Origin of the sequence: Streptomyces sp. ISL-98 (assembly GCF_018614055.1) — a bacterium.
Lineage (GTDB): Bacteria > Actinomycetota > Actinomycetes > Streptomycetales > Streptomycetaceae > Streptomyces > Streptomyces spiramyceticus.
Genome location: NZ_JAGGPB010000001.1, coordinates 321837 through 336122, shown reverse-complemented (window position 1 = coordinate 336122; position 14286 = coordinate 321837). Strand labels below are relative to the sequence as shown.

General features: G+C 71.5%; 17 protein-coding genes. 12 read left to right on the top strand and 5 right to left on the bottom strand.

Annotated elements, in window-relative coordinates:
- The first annotated feature begins 95 nt into the window (after window positions 1-95).
- The 3 genes from J7I98_RS40725 to J7I98_RS01540 all read left to right on the top strand — a co-directional run bounded on the left by J7I98_RS40725 (window position 96) and on the right by J7I98_RS01540 (window position 2838).
- Window positions 96-1118, top strand: a complete 1023-nt coding sequence (locus J7I98_RS40725; RefSeq protein WP_308377651.1) for an ABC transporter ATP-binding protein — start codon at window positions 96-98, stop codon at window positions 1116-1118.
- Window positions 1119-1186: 68 nt separating this feature from the next.
- Window positions 1187-2002 carry an ABC transporter permease gene (locus tag J7I98_RS01545; protein ID WP_251019929.1) on the top strand — a complete coding sequence of 272 codons (816 nt, stop codon included), beginning with the start codon at window positions 1187-1189 and terminating at the stop codon, window positions 2000-2002.
- Between the two features lie 89 nt (window positions 2003-2091).
- Window positions 2092-2838 carry an ABC transporter permease gene (locus tag J7I98_RS01540; RefSeq protein ID WP_214914862.1) on the top strand — a complete coding sequence of 249 codons (747 nt, stop codon included), beginning with the start codon at window positions 2092-2094 and terminating at the stop codon, window positions 2836-2838.
- Between the two features lie 197 nt (window positions 2839-3035).
- Here the strand turns inward: J7I98_RS01540 and ybaK are convergent, their stop codons facing one another.
- From ybaK to J7I98_RS01520, 4 genes are all read right to left on the bottom strand, one after another.
- Window positions 3036-3530 carry a Cys-tRNA(Pro) deacylase gene (gene ybaK / locus J7I98_RS01535; protein WP_214914859.1) on the bottom strand — a complete coding sequence of 165 codons (495 nt, stop codon included), beginning with the start codon at window positions 3528-3530 and terminating at the stop codon, window positions 3036-3038.
- 17 nt (window positions 3531-3547) lie between these two features.
- Window positions 3548-4342, bottom strand: a complete 795-nt coding sequence (locus J7I98_RS01530) for an LON peptidase substrate-binding domain-containing protein (RefSeq protein WP_214914857.1) — start codon at window positions 4340-4342, stop codon at window positions 3548-3550.
- A 5-nt stretch (window positions 4343-4347) separates the two neighbouring features.
- Entirely contained in the window at window positions 4348-5385 is a 1038-nt protein-coding gene (locus J7I98_RS01525) for a hypothetical protein (protein WP_214914854.1), read from the bottom strand.
- 153 nt (window positions 5386-5538) lie between these two features.
- Complete coding sequence (locus tag J7I98_RS01520; RefSeq protein ID WP_374225058.1) at window positions 5539-7086, bottom strand: oxidoreductase; 1548 nt, start codon at window positions 7084-7086, stop codon at window positions 5539-5541.
- Window positions 7087-7290: 204 nt separating this feature from the next.
- Here J7I98_RS01520 and hisD point away from each other — a divergent pair, with 204 nt between their 5' ends.
- Genes hisD through hisF form a run of 8 tightly spaced genes read left to right on the top strand, consistent with a single transcriptional unit; the run spans window position 7291 to window position 13052 of the window.
- Entirely contained in the window at window positions 7291-8640 is a 1350-nt protein-coding gene (gene hisD / locus J7I98_RS01515) for a histidinol dehydrogenase (protein WP_214914848.1), read from the top strand.
- A complete protein-coding gene (locus J7I98_RS01510) occupies window positions 8637-9782 on the top strand; it encodes a histidinol-phosphate transaminase (protein ID WP_214914845.1) in 1146 nt (381 codons plus the stop codon). The genes hisD and J7I98_RS01510 overlap by 4 nt, the downstream gene beginning before the upstream one ends.
- On the top strand, window positions 9779-10372 hold the full coding sequence (gene hisB, locus J7I98_RS01505; RefSeq protein WP_214914843.1) for an imidazoleglycerol-phosphate dehydratase HisB: 594 nt from the start codon (window positions 9779-9781) through the stop codon (window positions 10370-10372). Before J7I98_RS01510 ends, hisB begins: the two co-directional genes overlap by 4 nt.
- Window positions 10369-10536, top strand: a complete 168-nt coding sequence (locus tag J7I98_RS01500) for a hypothetical protein (protein ID WP_214914840.1) — start codon at window positions 10369-10371, stop codon at window positions 10534-10536. Before hisB ends, J7I98_RS01500 begins: the two co-directional genes overlap by 4 nt.
- Window positions 10533-11174, top strand: coding sequence for an imidazole glycerol phosphate synthase subunit HisH (gene hisH / locus J7I98_RS01495; RefSeq protein ID WP_214914837.1), 642 nt, complete (start codon window positions 10533-10535; stop codon window positions 11172-11174). Before J7I98_RS01500 ends, hisH begins: the two co-directional genes overlap by 4 nt.
- Complete coding sequence (gene priA / locus J7I98_RS01490; RefSeq protein WP_214914835.1) at window positions 11174-11902, top strand: bifunctional 1-(5-phosphoribosyl)-5-((5-phosphoribosylamino)methylideneamino)imidazole-4-carboxamide isomerase/phosphoribosylanthranilate isomerase PriA; 729 nt, start codon at window positions 11174-11176, stop codon at window positions 11900-11902. The genes hisH and priA overlap by 1 nt, the downstream gene beginning before the upstream one ends.
- A complete protein-coding gene (locus J7I98_RS01485; protein WP_214914834.1) occupies window positions 11899-12300 on the top strand; it encodes a RidA family protein in 402 nt (133 codons plus the stop codon). The genes priA and J7I98_RS01485 overlap by 4 nt, the downstream gene beginning before the upstream one ends.
- The gene (hisF, locus tag J7I98_RS01480) at window positions 12297-13052 is read left to right on the top strand and encodes an imidazole glycerol phosphate synthase subunit HisF (RefSeq protein WP_214914829.1); all 756 of its coding nucleotides are present in this window, start codon (window positions 12297-12299) and stop codon (window positions 13050-13052) included. Before J7I98_RS01485 ends, hisF begins: the two co-directional genes overlap by 4 nt.
- Before the next feature lie 110 nt (window positions 13053-13162).
- On the opposite strand, the gene J7I98_RS01475 is transcribed toward hisF, so the two are convergent.
- Window positions 13163-13801 (bottom strand): TIGR03085 family metal-binding protein, encoded by a 639-nt coding sequence (locus J7I98_RS01475; protein WP_214914826.1) that lies wholly within the window; start codon window positions 13799-13801, stop codon window positions 13163-13165.
- Window positions 13802-13906: 105 nt separating this feature from the next.
- Between J7I98_RS01475 and hisI the strand changes: the two genes are divergently transcribed.
- On the top strand, window positions 13907-14275 hold the full coding sequence (gene hisI / locus J7I98_RS01470; protein ID WP_251019927.1) for a phosphoribosyl-AMP cyclohydrolase: 369 nt from the start codon (window positions 13907-13909) through the stop codon (window positions 14273-14275).
- Window positions 14276-14286 lie beyond the last annotated feature (11 nt).

The window sequence follows — 14286 nt, the reverse complement described above, 5'->3', positions numbered from 1 at the left end:
CGTCCCGGGGACGGTGCGGGGCAGGACGCGCGCGGCGGTGGGGGAAGCGGCCCCGGGGACGGTGCGGGGTCCGGAACCCCGTAGGCTCGTCCCTCGTGAGTACGGGCACAGCACAGGCGGGACGCGGCACGGGAGTCGTCTGTGCCGTGCGTGAGCTGGTCAAGACGTATCCCGCCGCCCGGGGCCGCCGCGGAACGCCCGGCACCCCCGCTGTGCGCGCCACCGACGAGATCTCCCTCGACGTACGGCGCGGCGAGATCTTCGGACTGCTGGGGCCCAACGGCGCCGGCAAGTCCACCCTCGTACGCCAGCTGACCGGGCTCATGCGGCCGGATTCCGGAAGCGTCGAGCTCCTCGGCCACGATCTGGTGCGGCATCCCGAACGGGCCTCGCGGCTCGTCGCGTACCTCGGGCAGGAATCCACCGCGCTCGACGAGCTGACCGTCTCACTTGCCGCAGAGACGACGGGACGGCTGCGCGGGCTCACCGCGAAGGCGGCGAGGGCCGAGCGCGACGACGTACTCGAAGAGCTCGGGCTGACCGAGATCGCCGGGCGTCCGCTGAAGAAGCTGTCCGGCGGGCAGCGGCGGCTCGCCTGTTTCGCCGCCGTGCTGGTGGGGGAGCGGCCCGTACTCGTACTGGACGAGCCCACGACCGGCATGGACCCCGTCGCGCGGCGCGCTGTCTGGGCCGCGGTCGACCGGCGGCGGGCGGAAAACGGCGCGACCGTGCTGCTCGTCACGCACAACGTCATCGAGGCCGAGACCGTGCTGGACCGGGTCGCGGTGCTGGAGCGCGGCAAGGTCATAGCGTGCGACAGCCCCTCCGGGCTCAAGGCGCACGTCGCCGGTGAGGTGCGGCTCGACCTTCTGTGGCGGGAGCGGGCGCCGCTGGACGTGCCCGAGGTCGCCGCGCTGCGGGAGTCCGCGCAGGAGTCGGGGCGGCGCTGGGTGCTCCGGCTCGCCCCCGACGAGGCTCGGGCGGCCGTGGCCGCCGTGACGGGCGGCGCGGCGTTCGCGGCGCTCGACGACTTCACGCTGGCGACACCGAGTCTCGAAGACGTCTATCTGGCGCTCGGCGGCAGCGCGAAGGGTACGAAGGGGCTGGTCAAGGCGTGAGTGTGAGTGACGTGCCCAAGGTGCGTGGCGGGGCGGCGCCCTGGTCTGTGACCGGTGCTGGTGCCGGTATGGGTGGCAGTACCGCCACCGGTACGGGACCCGTTCCCGTGGCTGGTGCTTGCGAGGGGCCCGGGCCTCTCGCTCCGCGTGCCCGGCTGCTGCCGTCGCTCGCCGCCGTCTACCGGGCGCAGTTGTCCCGGGCGCGGGTGGCTCGTATCCCGCTGCTCTTCGTGGCGACCTTCCAGTCCGTCGGGATCATGGTTCTGATGCGCGGAGTCGTCGACGGGGGCGGCGAGGCGCGGGCGGTCGTCGCCGGGTCGAGCGTGCTTGTCGTGGCCTTCGTCGCGCTGAATCTGCTCGCCCAGTACTTCGGGCAGATGCGGTCGAGCGGCGGGCTCGACCACTACGCCACCCTGCCGGTCCCGCCCGCCGCGGTGGTGCTGGGCGCGGCTGCCGCCTACGCCTCCTTCACCGTGCCCGGCACATTCGTCACGGCCGTCATCGGCTGCACCCTCTTCCAGCTGCCGCTCACACATCTGTGGGTCCTGCTCGCGGTGATCCCGCTGGCCGGGGCCGCGCTCGCGGGGCTCGGAGCGGCACTCGGGCTGCTCGCGCCCCGGCAGGAACTGGCAACCTTGCTCGGCCAGTTGGGGATGTCCGCTGCGCTGCTGCTGGGCGTGCTGCCGGCGGAGCGGCTGCCCGGGCCGATTTCGTACGTGCGTGATCTGCTGCCGTCGACGTACGGAGTCGAGGCCTTCGCCAGGACCTTCGACGCGCAGCCGGACTGGCTCGCCGTCGCGCTCAACCTTGCTGTCTGCGCTGCCGTCGGCGTCGTCTCGCTGGCCGTCGCCACGTGGGCGTACCGGCGGGCCGCGGTCCGCTAGGGGCCCGGTGCAGGTCCGCCGGCGGTCCGGCGCAGGCCCGGCAGCAGTCCGGTGAGGCGTGGGGCGGGTGGGCCTGGCACGATGGCAGGGTGACTGCTCCTCTGACGCCGCCTCACCGGCAGCCGCCGAACGACCCCTGGCAGAAGTCCGACGCCGGGGCCGTTTCCCACGCCCACTCCGACCCTGCGGGTTCGCCCTATCCCGCTGTGGACGACGACACCAGTCTGTCGATGGAGGTGGTCAGGGCCTCCGTGGTCGTCCTGGCGTCGACGGTCATGGGTGTGGCCCTGGGGCTGCTGTGGCTGTGGCTGGCGCCGAACGTTCCGCTGGTCTCCACCGACAAGGCGGTCTTCCTCAAGGACACCGAGGGTGAGGAGGCGGTGGGCGCGGACAGCACGTTCGCGCTGCTGGCTCTGGCCTTTGGCGCCGTGAGTGCGGCCCTGGCCTTCTGGTTCAACCGGCGCGGGGGGATCCCGCTGGTGGTGGGACTCGCGCTGGGCGGGCTGTTCGGCTCGCTGCTGGCGTGGGGTATCGGCGTCTGGTTCGGCCCTACGGACGACGTGGTCGCGCATGCGCGGGAGGTCGGCGAGGGGGTCACCTTCGACGCGCCGCTCGAACTCGGTGCGAAGGGTGCGCTGCTGGCGTGGCCGCTGGCTGCGCTGCTGGTTCATCTGGCGCTTACGGCGCTGTTCGGGGCGCGGGATCCGGAGCCGGAGTCGCCGCATTGGGGGGTGCCGGCGTACGGGCCGCCGCCCGGCCCTGCGGCGGGTGCGCCTGGTCCCGACGCGGGGCCTGGTCCTGGGGCGGGGCCGGGGGCCGGGGACCGTATGCCTTGACGTGGGTGGGGTCTTTTTCCCCACCCCGCCCCTTCCCGAACTGGGGGCAAGCCCCCAGACCCACGCTTGAGGAGCGGGGTCTGGGGCGGAGCCCCCCCCCAGGCGGCGGCAGCCGCAAAGTGTCACAGCGGGACGGGCGGGGTGGGGAAAGAATTCGTACGCCGCCTCGCGCCCGAGGACCCGCCCCCGTCGAGACGCTACGCGCGCCCGATCGGGGCGATTACCGCTTCCGTGAGCGTTGCCAGGTCCGCAGGCGCCAGTTCGACCTCCAGGCCCCGGCGGCCCGCCGAGATGCACACCGTCTCGTGCGACGAGGCCGACGCGTCGAGGACCGTACGGAGCTTCTTGCGCTGGCCCAGCGGGGAGATGCCGCCCCTGACGTAGCCCGTGGTGCGTTCCGCCGCCGCCGGGTCCGCCATCGTCGCCCGCTTTCCGCCGACCGCCGCCGCCAGTGCCTTGAGGTCCAGCGAGCCCGCCACCGGGACCACCGCCACCGTGAGACTGCCGTCGACGTCGGCCACCAGGGTCTTGAAGACGCGGTCCGGTGTGACGCCCAGGGCCTCGGCGGCCTCCTCGCCGTACGACGGGACCGCCGGGTCGTGCTCGTACGCGTGGAGGGTGTACGCCGTCCCCGTCGCGGTCAGCGCGACCGTTGCGGGCGTGCCTGCGGACGGGTGCTTCTTCTTGGCCACTGGGGCTCTGCCTCCGGTCAGTTGGGGCTGGTGGGGTCCCGGGTCAGTTCGACGGCGGGGAGTGAGGGGAGGTGGCGGATGACGGCCGTCTCGGCGCGCAGGAGTTTTAGCTCCTCGCGCAGCCGCGTCGCCGTGTCGGGGGCCTGCAGCAGGCGCTGCTTCGCCGGGATGTCCAGTACCGTCGCGGCCGCGACCAGGTACGACACCACGGACGGCTCGTCCGGCAGCTCCGCGCCTGTTGTCAGCGAGCGCTCCCGCGCCCCCGCGAGCCGCTTCTGGTAGCTGCGGAAGGCCCGCAGTACGCCCTCGGCGAGCGCGCCCGCGCTGTCGCCCGGCTCCTCGGGCAGCTCCTCCACCTCGGCGGTGAGGTACGGGCCGCTCGCGTCGACCGAGAGCAGCTTCACCCGCTTCGTGCCGGTGGCCAGGACCTCGTAACTGCCGTTCTCGAGCTCGCGGATCGTCGCCGCGTCCGCGATGCACCCGACCCGGTGGAAGGCCTGGATGGGGTCGGAGCCGAAGCCCGCGGCGGGGCCGCGCTCGGTCATGCTCGTGGCGTCCGGCATGCCGGGGGCGGTGGGCGCGACCTCGCGGCCGTCGCGGATGGCGACCACCACGAAGCGGCGCGGATCGTCCGCGGACGCGTCGGAGGAGCCGTCGGCGCCGGCCGGGTCTGCGGAGTCGGCCGACTCCGAGGCCTTCGACAGGTCGCGCATCATGGCGCGATAACGCTCCTCGAAGATGTTCAGCGGCAGCACGAGTCCGGGGAAAAGCACCGAGTTCAGCGGGAAGAGGGGAAGGCGAGCGGTGGTCACAGCGCTCAAGCGTAATGGCCGTCGGAGCCGATACGACGGGCCGTCCTGCGCAAAGGCCGCAAAGGCATTGCGGAGGCGACCTGGATTCTCGCGCCGTCGCGCAACTCCAGAAACTGGCCAAGCGCGTCGTCACTCAGGTACGTCCAGGGGAACGACGTCGCGTAGGGCCCGATCAGCCGGAACTGTTCCAGCGCATCGGCCCAGCGCCCCCGCGTGACCAGGACGTACGTCAGGAGATTGCGCACCTCGGCCGGCCACGGGTCGCCCGCCTCGTATTCGGCGGAGAGCACGATCGCGAGGTCGGCGGCGGCATCGACGCGCTCGTGCGGGATCACCGTGCTGTCACCGCTCAGCAGGTGGGCGAAGGCCGCGCGTACGGGCAGCGCCTGCACCAGCGATCCCGGAAGCGCGTCCTCCGCGGCCTGTTCGGCGAAGTCGAAGCACTCGCGGTGTGAGCCGTACCACTGGGCGGAGAGGTACTGGAGGGCCGAGACATGGCAGCCGTAGTGGTGCGAGGAACGCGCCACCGCCTCCCCCCACAGCTCCTCGAAGGCGGTGTGCGAGGTATGCGTACCGCGCGCATGGTCGAGGGCGATGCGCCACGGCACCGGGTCGCGCGGAGCGCCATCGGCGGCCGCGTCGATGAGCGGGCCGACCTCGCGCAGCCGCTCGGCCCTGGCCGGTGACGCCCAGGCCCGGCTCACCGCGAGCTCGGCCTTGACCAGCAGGGCGTCGGGGTCGCGCGGGGCGACGGCGAGCCAGTCGTCGAGCCAGTCCTGGCGGCTGTGCGCGAAGGTGGCGAGGCGCGTGGTGTACCGGTCGCGGTTCTCCCACTCGGCGGCCTCGCGGGTCGTGGCGAGGAGCTTCGCCGCGGGGCCGTAGTCGCCGATGGCGGCGGCGACGAGCGTCGGACCCAGCCGCTCGTCGGGGACGTCGAGCAGCACTTCGTCGTCGGCGACAAGGCCGGCGGCGAGCTCGGGGGTGTGGCGGATCATGCGCGCGGTGCTGATCAGTGCGCGGAGGAATGGCATGGTGCGGACCATTGAAAGCCGCAGGTGGGGGGCGTGCCAAGAGGTGGCTGTGAAACTTTCGCATCGGCCTGAAAGGTTGTGCGCCAGTAAGTCAAGGGGCGGTAAAGAAGTGATGCAAATCCGGCACGTGAGGCGGGGGGCGAGCCCCGGGACCCGCCCCCCGCGTCATCCCCGCCGCAGCAGCCGTGACGCCCCCGCCGCGACCGTCGTGGCCAGCACCCAGCCGAGCAGGATCAGCGCGGCCGCCGCCCATTGCCAGGCGCTCTCCAGGCGCCAGTACCCGTCCTGCCCCAGGTTGATCACCGGCAGCAGCAGGTCCAGGGCGAAGAGGGACGCGTTCCACTTCGGATGCTCCTCCGGCTTGATGGCGGCCGGGTCGAGCCGGGAGAAGGCCACCGCCCCCGCCGCCCACAGCACGGTCATCCACACCGCCGCCCGCCCGGGCCGGTAGCCGTACGCCACCGTCCAGTCCTGGATGACGCCCCACAGCTTCCCGGCGAGGGGCAGCGTCTCGCGGCGCCTGCGGTGCTTGGCGAGCAGTACTTCGCGGGCGTCGGCGTCCTCGCCGCTGCCGCGCAGGACGGTGGCGAGACGTTCGTACGGCTCGGGGGCGTACTCCGGGGTCGCGGCCGTCACCCACGCAAGCCGCCGGGACAGCGGGAACGGCCCGCGCGGTACGAGCTTCTCGTAGCCGAAGCCGTCCATGGTCAGTCCGCCCGGGCCCGGCCAGCTGTCCGCCTTGTCGACGAGGTTGCCCACCTTCGCGCCGGACAGCACGAACTTCCCCTGCTCGGGCCGCTCGCCGAGGAACCGCAGCTCGGGTGTCTGGATCCGGCGCAGCGACACCTCCTGCCCCAGCGACATCATGAACCTCGCGCTGCCCAGGTCCACCGCGTCGCCGAACCGCCCGTCGTCCAGCCGGATCCCGCCGTCGCACTCGAACCGCTGGACGCGGGTGCCGCGCACCGGAGTGTTCCCGATGCCGTACGGCGGGGTGGTGCCCGGGCCGAGGCCGCGGGGGCTGATCCCGGCCGGCGTCAGGTAGAGCGTCCGCCCCACGGTGAGCTGCGGGGCGTTCAGCGCGCGCCGTCCCTCCACGCCGTACGGGCCGCGCAGCCGGCTGCCGCGCAGGCTCAGCGAGACTCCGACGGTCGCTCCGCGCATGCTGAACTCGCCGTGCGATTCGATCATTTCGGCCTGCAGGTCCTGCGCGACGGACAGCCCGTCGGCGGCTATCGAGCGGCCGATGCGGTCCTGGTGGACCACGATCTGGTTGATCAGCAGGTCCGTGCCGATCTGCGCGTCGGTGAGCCGGATGCCGCCAGGGACCTGACAACGCGGCAGATGCAGGTCGCCCTCGGTCTGCAGCCGGGCGGCTTCGAGGCGGGGGATGGCGCAGCCCACCATGCGCAGCGTCACGAAGCGGCACTCCGGCAACAACACCTCCTTCTCGAAACGGCAGTTGTTCAGTTCGACGTACGGCTCGACACGGCCGCCGGCGAGCTTGAGGGTGCCGGTGATCTGTACGCCGTTGAGCTTGAGCGCGGCGACACGCCCGGCCAGCGCGGGCGGCCCGCTCAGCAGCAGCAGCGCCACGACGCGGGCGCGCACGGTGCGCTCGGGAGCCCAGGGTCTGGTGGACATGGGATCGTCGAGGACGGGATTGCGGGTGCGAAGATCGTAGGTACTTCCGTTGCGGAACGCCTGCCACATGCCCAGCTCCGCTGCACTGAGCCAGCCGGGCGCTTCGACGTCTTGCTGCGGCTCGGTCAAGGCCGCCCCTTTCGCCGATTCGTACAGCAGTTCTTCCCTCTGGGTGACGGGCTGAACGCTAGTGGTGAGGAATGACCGGTGGGGCGTGTATCAGCCAGTGATACGGGCGCTCGACGGCCGGATGGGGTCTGAGAGAATTGACGCGTGATCTCCCGAATCGATCTGCGCGGCGATGCCCTCCCCGAGGGCGCCGACCTGCGCGACCTGCTGCCCCGTGCCGACTTCGACGTACAGGCCGCCCTGGAAAAGGTGCGTCCCATCTGCGAGGACGTACATCATCGGGGCACGGCCGCGCTGATCGAGTACGCGGAGAAATTCGACGGCGTGACGCTTGAGCGGGTCCGGGTGCCTGCCGAGGCGCTGAGCAGCGCCCTGGAACAGCTCGACCCCCAGGTCAGGGCTGCCCTGGAGGAGTCGATCCGCCGTGCGCGGATCGTCCACCGCGAGCAGCGCCGCAGCGAGCACACCACCCAGGTCGTGCCCGGCGGCTCGGTCACCGAGCGGTGGGTGCCGGTCGAGCGGGTGGGGCTGTACGCGCCCGGCGGCCGGTCCGTCTACCCGTCCTCCGTGATCATGAACGTGGTCCCGGCGCAGGAGGCCGGCGTCGAGTCGATCGCCCTCGCCTCCCCCGCGCAGAACGAGTTCGGCGGCCTGCCGCACCCGACGATCCTGGCCGCCTGCGCACTGCTCGGCATCGACGAGGTGTACGCCGCCGGCGGTGCGACCGCCGTCGCGATGTTCGCGTACGGGACGGACGAGTGCGCGCCGGTCAACATGGTCACGGGCCCCGGCAACATCTGGGTCGCCGCGGCCAAGCGCTACTTCACCGGCCTGATCGGCATCGACACCGAGGCCGGCCCGACCGAGATCGCGGTCCTCGCCGACGACACCGCGGACCCGGCGCACGTCGCCGCCGACCTGATCAGCCAGGCCGAGCACGACCCGCTGGCCGCCGCCGTCCTGGTCACCGACTCCGAGGAACTCGCGGACGCGGTCGAGAAGGAACTCGGACCGCAGGTCGAGGCCACCAAGCACAGCGCGGACCGGATCATTCCGGCGCTCGCGGGCAAGCAGTCCTCCATCGTCCTCGTCGACGGCATGGAAGAGGGCCTCAAGGTCGTCAACGCGTACGGCGCCGAGCACCTGGAGATCCAGACCGCCGATGCCGCCGCGCTCGCCAGGCGGGTGCGCAACGCGGGCGCGATCTTCGTCGGCCCGTACGCCCCGGTCTCGCTCGGCGACTACTGCGCCGGCTCGAACCACGTCCTGCCGACCGGCGGCTGCGCCTGCCACTCCTCGGGCCTGTCCGTCCAGTCCTTCCTGCGCGGCATCCACATCGTGGACTACACGCGCGAAGCCCTCGCAGACGTCACGCACCACGTGGTGACGCTGGCGGAGGCGGAGGACCTCCCGGCGCACGGGGCTGCGCTCAAGGCGCGTTTTGCCGAAGGCGAACTGGACCAGCACAGTGGATGGAAGGTGCCGACGCAATGACCCGCATCGACGACCTCCCCATCCGCGACGAGCTCCGCGGCAAGTCCCCCTACGGCGCCCCCCAGCTGGACGTGGCCGTACGCCTCAACACCAACGAGAACCCGTACCCGCTCCCCGACGCGCTCGTCGACCGCATCGCCGAGCGCGTCCGCGACGCCGCCCGCGAGCTCAACCGCTACCCCGACCGGGACGCCATCGAGCTGCGCACCGAGCTGGCCCGCTACCTCACCCGCACCGCCGGGTACGAGGTCGGCGTCGCCAACGTCTGGGCGGCCAACGGCTCCAACGAGGTCCTCCAGCAGCTGCTCCAGACCTTCGGCGGTCCCGGCCGCACCGCCATCGGCTTCGAGCCGTCGTACTCGATGCACGCCCTCATCTCGCGCGGCACCGGCACCGGCTGGATCTCCGGGCCGCGCAACGAGGACTTCACGATCGACGTCACGGCGGCCGAGAAGGCCATCGCCGAGCACCGCCCCGACGTCGTCTTCATCACCTCCCCCAACAACCCCACGGGCACGGCGGTCGGCTCGGACACCGTCCTCGCGCTGTACGAAGCGGCCCAGGCGGCCAAGCCGTCCCTGGTCGTCGTCGACGAGGCGTACGCCGAATTCAGCCACCACCCCTCCCTCCTGCCGCTGATCGAGGGCCGGCCGAACATGGTGCTCTCCCGCACCATGTCCAAGGCCTTCGGCGCCGCGGGCCTGCGCCTCGGCTACCTCGCCGCGGACCCCGCGGTGGTCGACGCCGTACAGCTGGTGCGCCTGCCGTACCACCTGTCGTCCGTCACCCAGGCCACCGCGCTCGCCGCGCTCGAACACACCGATACGCTGCTCGGGTACGTGGAGCAGCTCAAGACCGAGCGGGACCGCCTGGTCAGCGAGCTGCGCGCGATCGGCTTCGAGGTCACCGAATCGGACGCCAACTTCGTCCAGTTCGGCCGCTTCGACGGCGCGGCAGGCTCTCACGAGGCGTGGCAGAAGATCCTCGACCAGGGCGTCCTGGTCCGTGACAACGGCGTACCGGGCTGGCTGCGGGTCACCGCAGGCACGCCCGAAGAGAACGACGCGTTCCTGGATGCGGTTCGCGCACTACTGAGTTATGTGGGGGACACCCCCACACCCCCGAAGGAGCACAGCTCATGAGCCGCGTAGGGCGCGTCGAGCGCACCACCAAGGAGACTTCGGTCGTCGTCGAGATCAACCTCGACGGCACCGGCAAGGTCGATGTGTCGACAGGCGTCGGCTTCTACGACCACATGCTCGACCAGCTCGGCCGCCACGGCCTCTTCGACCTCACCGTGAAGACCGACGGCGACCTGCACATCGACTCGCACCACACGATCGAGGACACCGCCCTCGCGCTCGGCGGCGCCTTCAAGCAGGCGCTCGGCGACAAGGTCGGCATCTACCGCTTCGGCAACTGCACGGTCCCGCTGGACGAGTCGCTCGCCCAGGTCACCGTCGACCTCTCCGGGCGCCCGTACCTCGTACACACCGAGCCGGAGAACATGGCGCCGATGATCGGCGAGTACGACACGACGATGACCCGGCACATCCTGGAGTCCTTCGTCGCCCAGGCCCAGATCGCCCTGCACGTGCACGTCCCGTACGGACGCAACGCGCACCACATCGTGGAGTGCCAGTTCAAGGCCCTCGCCAGGGCCCTGCGGTACGCATCGGAGCACGACCCGCGCGCCGCCGGCATTCTTCCCTCGACCAAGGGCGCACTGTGACAGGCCTCTCCACCATCCTGATCGTCGTCGGACTCTTCCTGCTCGGCGGTGTGTACTCCTTCTGGAAGCAGCAGCTGCCCAAGGGCGTGATCGCGCTGCTCGGTATCGGCGCCGTGATGTGCCTGGTCGCCGGTGTCATGCGAATTCAAGGACTCTGGGCATGAGCGCACAGAAGAAGGTCGTCGTCTTCGACTACGGCTTCGGCAACGTCCGTTCCGCCGAGCGGGCCCTCGCCCGTGTCGGCGCGGACGTCGAGATCACCCGCGACTACGACAAGGCCATGAACGCCGACGGACTGCTGGTCCCCGGCGTCGGGGCCTTCTCCGCCTGCATGAAGGGGCTGCGCGAGGCGCGCGGCGACTGGATCGTCGGCCGCAGGCTCTCCGGCGGCCGCCCGGTCATGGGCATCTGCGTGGGCATGCAGATCCTCTTCGAGCGCGGCATCGAGCACGGCGTGGAGACCGAAGGCCTCGACGAGTGGCCCGGCACGGTCGGCCCGCTCAAGGCACCGGTCGTCCCGCACATGGGCTGGAACACCGTCGAAGCCCCCGAGGACAGCGAGCTCTTCGCCGGACTCGACGCCGAAGCGCGCTACTACTTCGTGCACTCGTACGCCGTGCACGACTGGAGCCTGGAAGTCACCAACGCCAAGATCCGTGCCCCGCACGTCACTTGGTCCACGCACGGCGAGCGCTTCGTGGCCGCCGTCGAGAACGGTGCGCTGTGGGCGACCCAGTTCCACCCCGAGAAGTCCGGCGACGCCGGAGCCCAGCTGCTGACCAACTGGATCGGAACCCTCTGATGTCCCACACGCTCGAACTGCTCCCCGCCGTCGACGTCCGCGACGGCCAGGCCGTCCGCCTCGTCCATGGCGAGTCCGGCTCGGAGACGTCGTACGGCGATCCCCTCCAGGCCGCCCTCACCTGGCAGCAGGCGGGCGCCGAGTGGCTGCACCTCGTCGACCTCGACGCGGCCTTCGGCACCGGCGACAACCGCGCGCAGATCGCCGAGGTCGCCCGCTCCATGGACATCAAGGTCGAGCTGTCCGGCGGCATCCGCGACGACGCCTCGCTCGCCGCCGCCCTCGCCACCGGCTGCACCCGCGTCAACCTCGGTACGGCCGCGCTGGAGACCCCCGAGTGGGTCGCCAAGGTCATCGCCGAGTACGGCGACAAGATCGCGGTCGGCCTGGACGTACGGGGCACGACCCTGCGCGGCCGCGGCTGGACCCGCGACGGCGGCGACCTCTACGAGACGCTCGCCCGCCTCGACTCCGAGGGCTGCGCCCGTTACGTCGTCACCGACATCGCCAAGGACGGCACCCTCCAGGGCCCCAACCTGGAGCTCCTGAAGAACGTCTGCGCCGCGACCGACAAGCCCGTCGTCGCCTCCGGCGGCGTCTCCTCCCTCGACGACCTGCGCGCCATCGCAGCGCTCGTCCCGCAGGGCGTGGAGGGCGCGATCGTCGGAAAGGCGCTGTACGCGAAGGCGTTCACGCTGGAAGAGGCGCTCGCGGCGGTGGCTTCATGACCGACTCCGTACGCCGGGTGAGCACCGGAGCCCCGTGGGAGGAGACCTTCGGTTACTCCCGCGCCGTGGAGCTGCCCAACGGCCTGGTCCTGGTCGCCGGCTGCACGTCGATGATCGACGGTCACCTCGCCGACGGCGGCCCCTACGAGCAGGCGGTCAACTCCTTCAACGTCGCCATCGGCGCGCTGAAGCAGCTCGGCCTCGGCAGCGAGCACGTGGTGCGTACGCGGATGTACATCACCCACGCCCGGGACGTGGAGGAGGTCGGCCGCGCCCACAAGGAGCTGTTCGACGCCGCACGCCCCGCCTCGTCCATGCTCATCGTCTCCGGCTTCGTCGACCCCCGCCTGGTGGTCGAGGTAGAGGTCGAGGCCTATCGGGGAGACGTGACGTCATGACTCTCGCGGTCCGAGTGATCCCCTGCCTGGACGTGGACAACGGCCGGGTCGTCAAGGGTGTCAACTTCCAGAACCTCCGCGACGCGGGCGACCCCGTCGAGATGGCCAAGCTGTACGACGCCGAGGGCGCCGACGAGCTGACGTTCCTGGACATCACCGCCTCGTCCGGCAACCGGGAGACCACCTACGACGTGGTGCGCCGCACCGCCGAGCAGGTCTTCATCCCGCTGACGGTCGGCGGCGGCGTACGCACCACCGAGGACGTCGACAAGCTGCTGCGGGCCGGCGCGGACAAGGTCGGCGTCAACACCGCGGCGATCGCCCGCCCCGATCTGATCCGCGAGATCGCGGAGCGCTTCGGGCGCCAGGTGCTGGTGCTTTCGGTCGACGCCCGCCGTACCGAGTCCGGGTCCTTCGAGGTCACCACGCACGGCGGCCGCAAGTCCGCCGGCATCGACGCCGTCGAGTGGGCGCACCGCGCGGCCGAACTGGGCGCGGGGGAGATCCTGCTCAACTCGATGGACGCGGACGGTACGAAGGACGGCTACGACACCGAGATGATCGCGGCGGTACGCAAGCACGTCACGGTGCCCGTGATCGCGTCCGGCGGCGCGGGGCGCCTCGAACACTTCCCGCCGGCGATCGAGGCGGGGGCGGATGCGGTGCTCGCGGCGTCGGTCTTCCACTTCGGCGACCTGCGCATCTCCCAGGTCAAGGACACACTGCGCGAGGCGGGCCACCCGGTGCGGTAGGGATTCCCCTGCCCGCCCCTTCCCGCTGTGACATGTGCGGCTCCGCCGCGGGCCTCGAACGCCGGAGGGGCTGAAAGATCAGCCCCTCCGGCGTTCGAGAAACTCGCCGGTCACATGGCAATACCGAGCTTGACCTCGGCCAGGCGCGCGATCGCCGCCTCGTCCCCCTCCAGCTCCACCTTCGCCGCGTCCTGCCGCCCGAAGGCGAAAAGAACCAGCTCCCCCGGCTCCCCGGTAACCGTCACCACCGGTGTCCCCCGGTGAGCCACCGCCGTCTGCCCGTCGGGCCGCCGCAGTACCACGCCCACCGGCGACTTCCGGCCCAGCAGCCGCGCGACCTTCTCGATCCGCGACCACAGCACATTGGCGAAGACCGCGTCGAGCTCGCGCGGCGTCCAGTCCGGCTGCGCCCGCCGCACGTCCTCCGCGTGGACGTAGAACTCCACGGTGTTGGCGGCCTCGTCGAGCTGCTTCAGGGCGTACGGAGACATCCGCGGCGGCCCCGTACGAATGAGCTGGATCAGCTCCTCGTACGGCTTGGCGGCGAACTCCGCCTGCACCCGCTCCAGCCGGCTCTTCAGCACCCCCAGCACTATCCCGCCCGCAGCGTCCGGGCGGCGCTCGCGGACCACCACATGGGCGGCGAGTTCACGGGTGCTCCAGCCGTCGCACAGCGTCGGGGCATCGGGTCCGGCAGCCTCCAGCAGGTCGGCGAGGAGGAGCCGTTCACGCTTGGCATGGGTCGACATGACGGCCAGCGTACGACCGCAACCCCCGCCACGGCCACGGCGCCGCGCGTCCAACGGCCGGACCGGTCGAATGCCCGGCGCCCCGAGCGCGGCACAATGGCGGACATGACCAGTACGCCCCGCTCAAGCAACCTCGACCCCGCCGTCGCCGCCCGCCTCAAGCGGAGCCCCGACGGCCTGGTCCCGGCCATCGCCCAGCAGTACGACACCGGCGAGGTGCTGATGCTCGGCTGGATGGACGACGAGGCGCTCCACCGGACCCTCACCACGGGCCGCTGCACGTACTGGTCGCGCAGCCGCCAGGAGTACTGGGTCAAGGGCGACACCTCCGGGCACTTCCAGCACGTCAAGTCCGTCGCTCTGGACTGCGACGCCGACACGGTCCTCGTCCAGGTCGACCAGGTCGGCGCCGCCTGCCACACGGGCGACCGCACCTGTTTCGACTCCGGCGTACTCCTCCCACTCGCGAAGTAAGGTCACCGGCC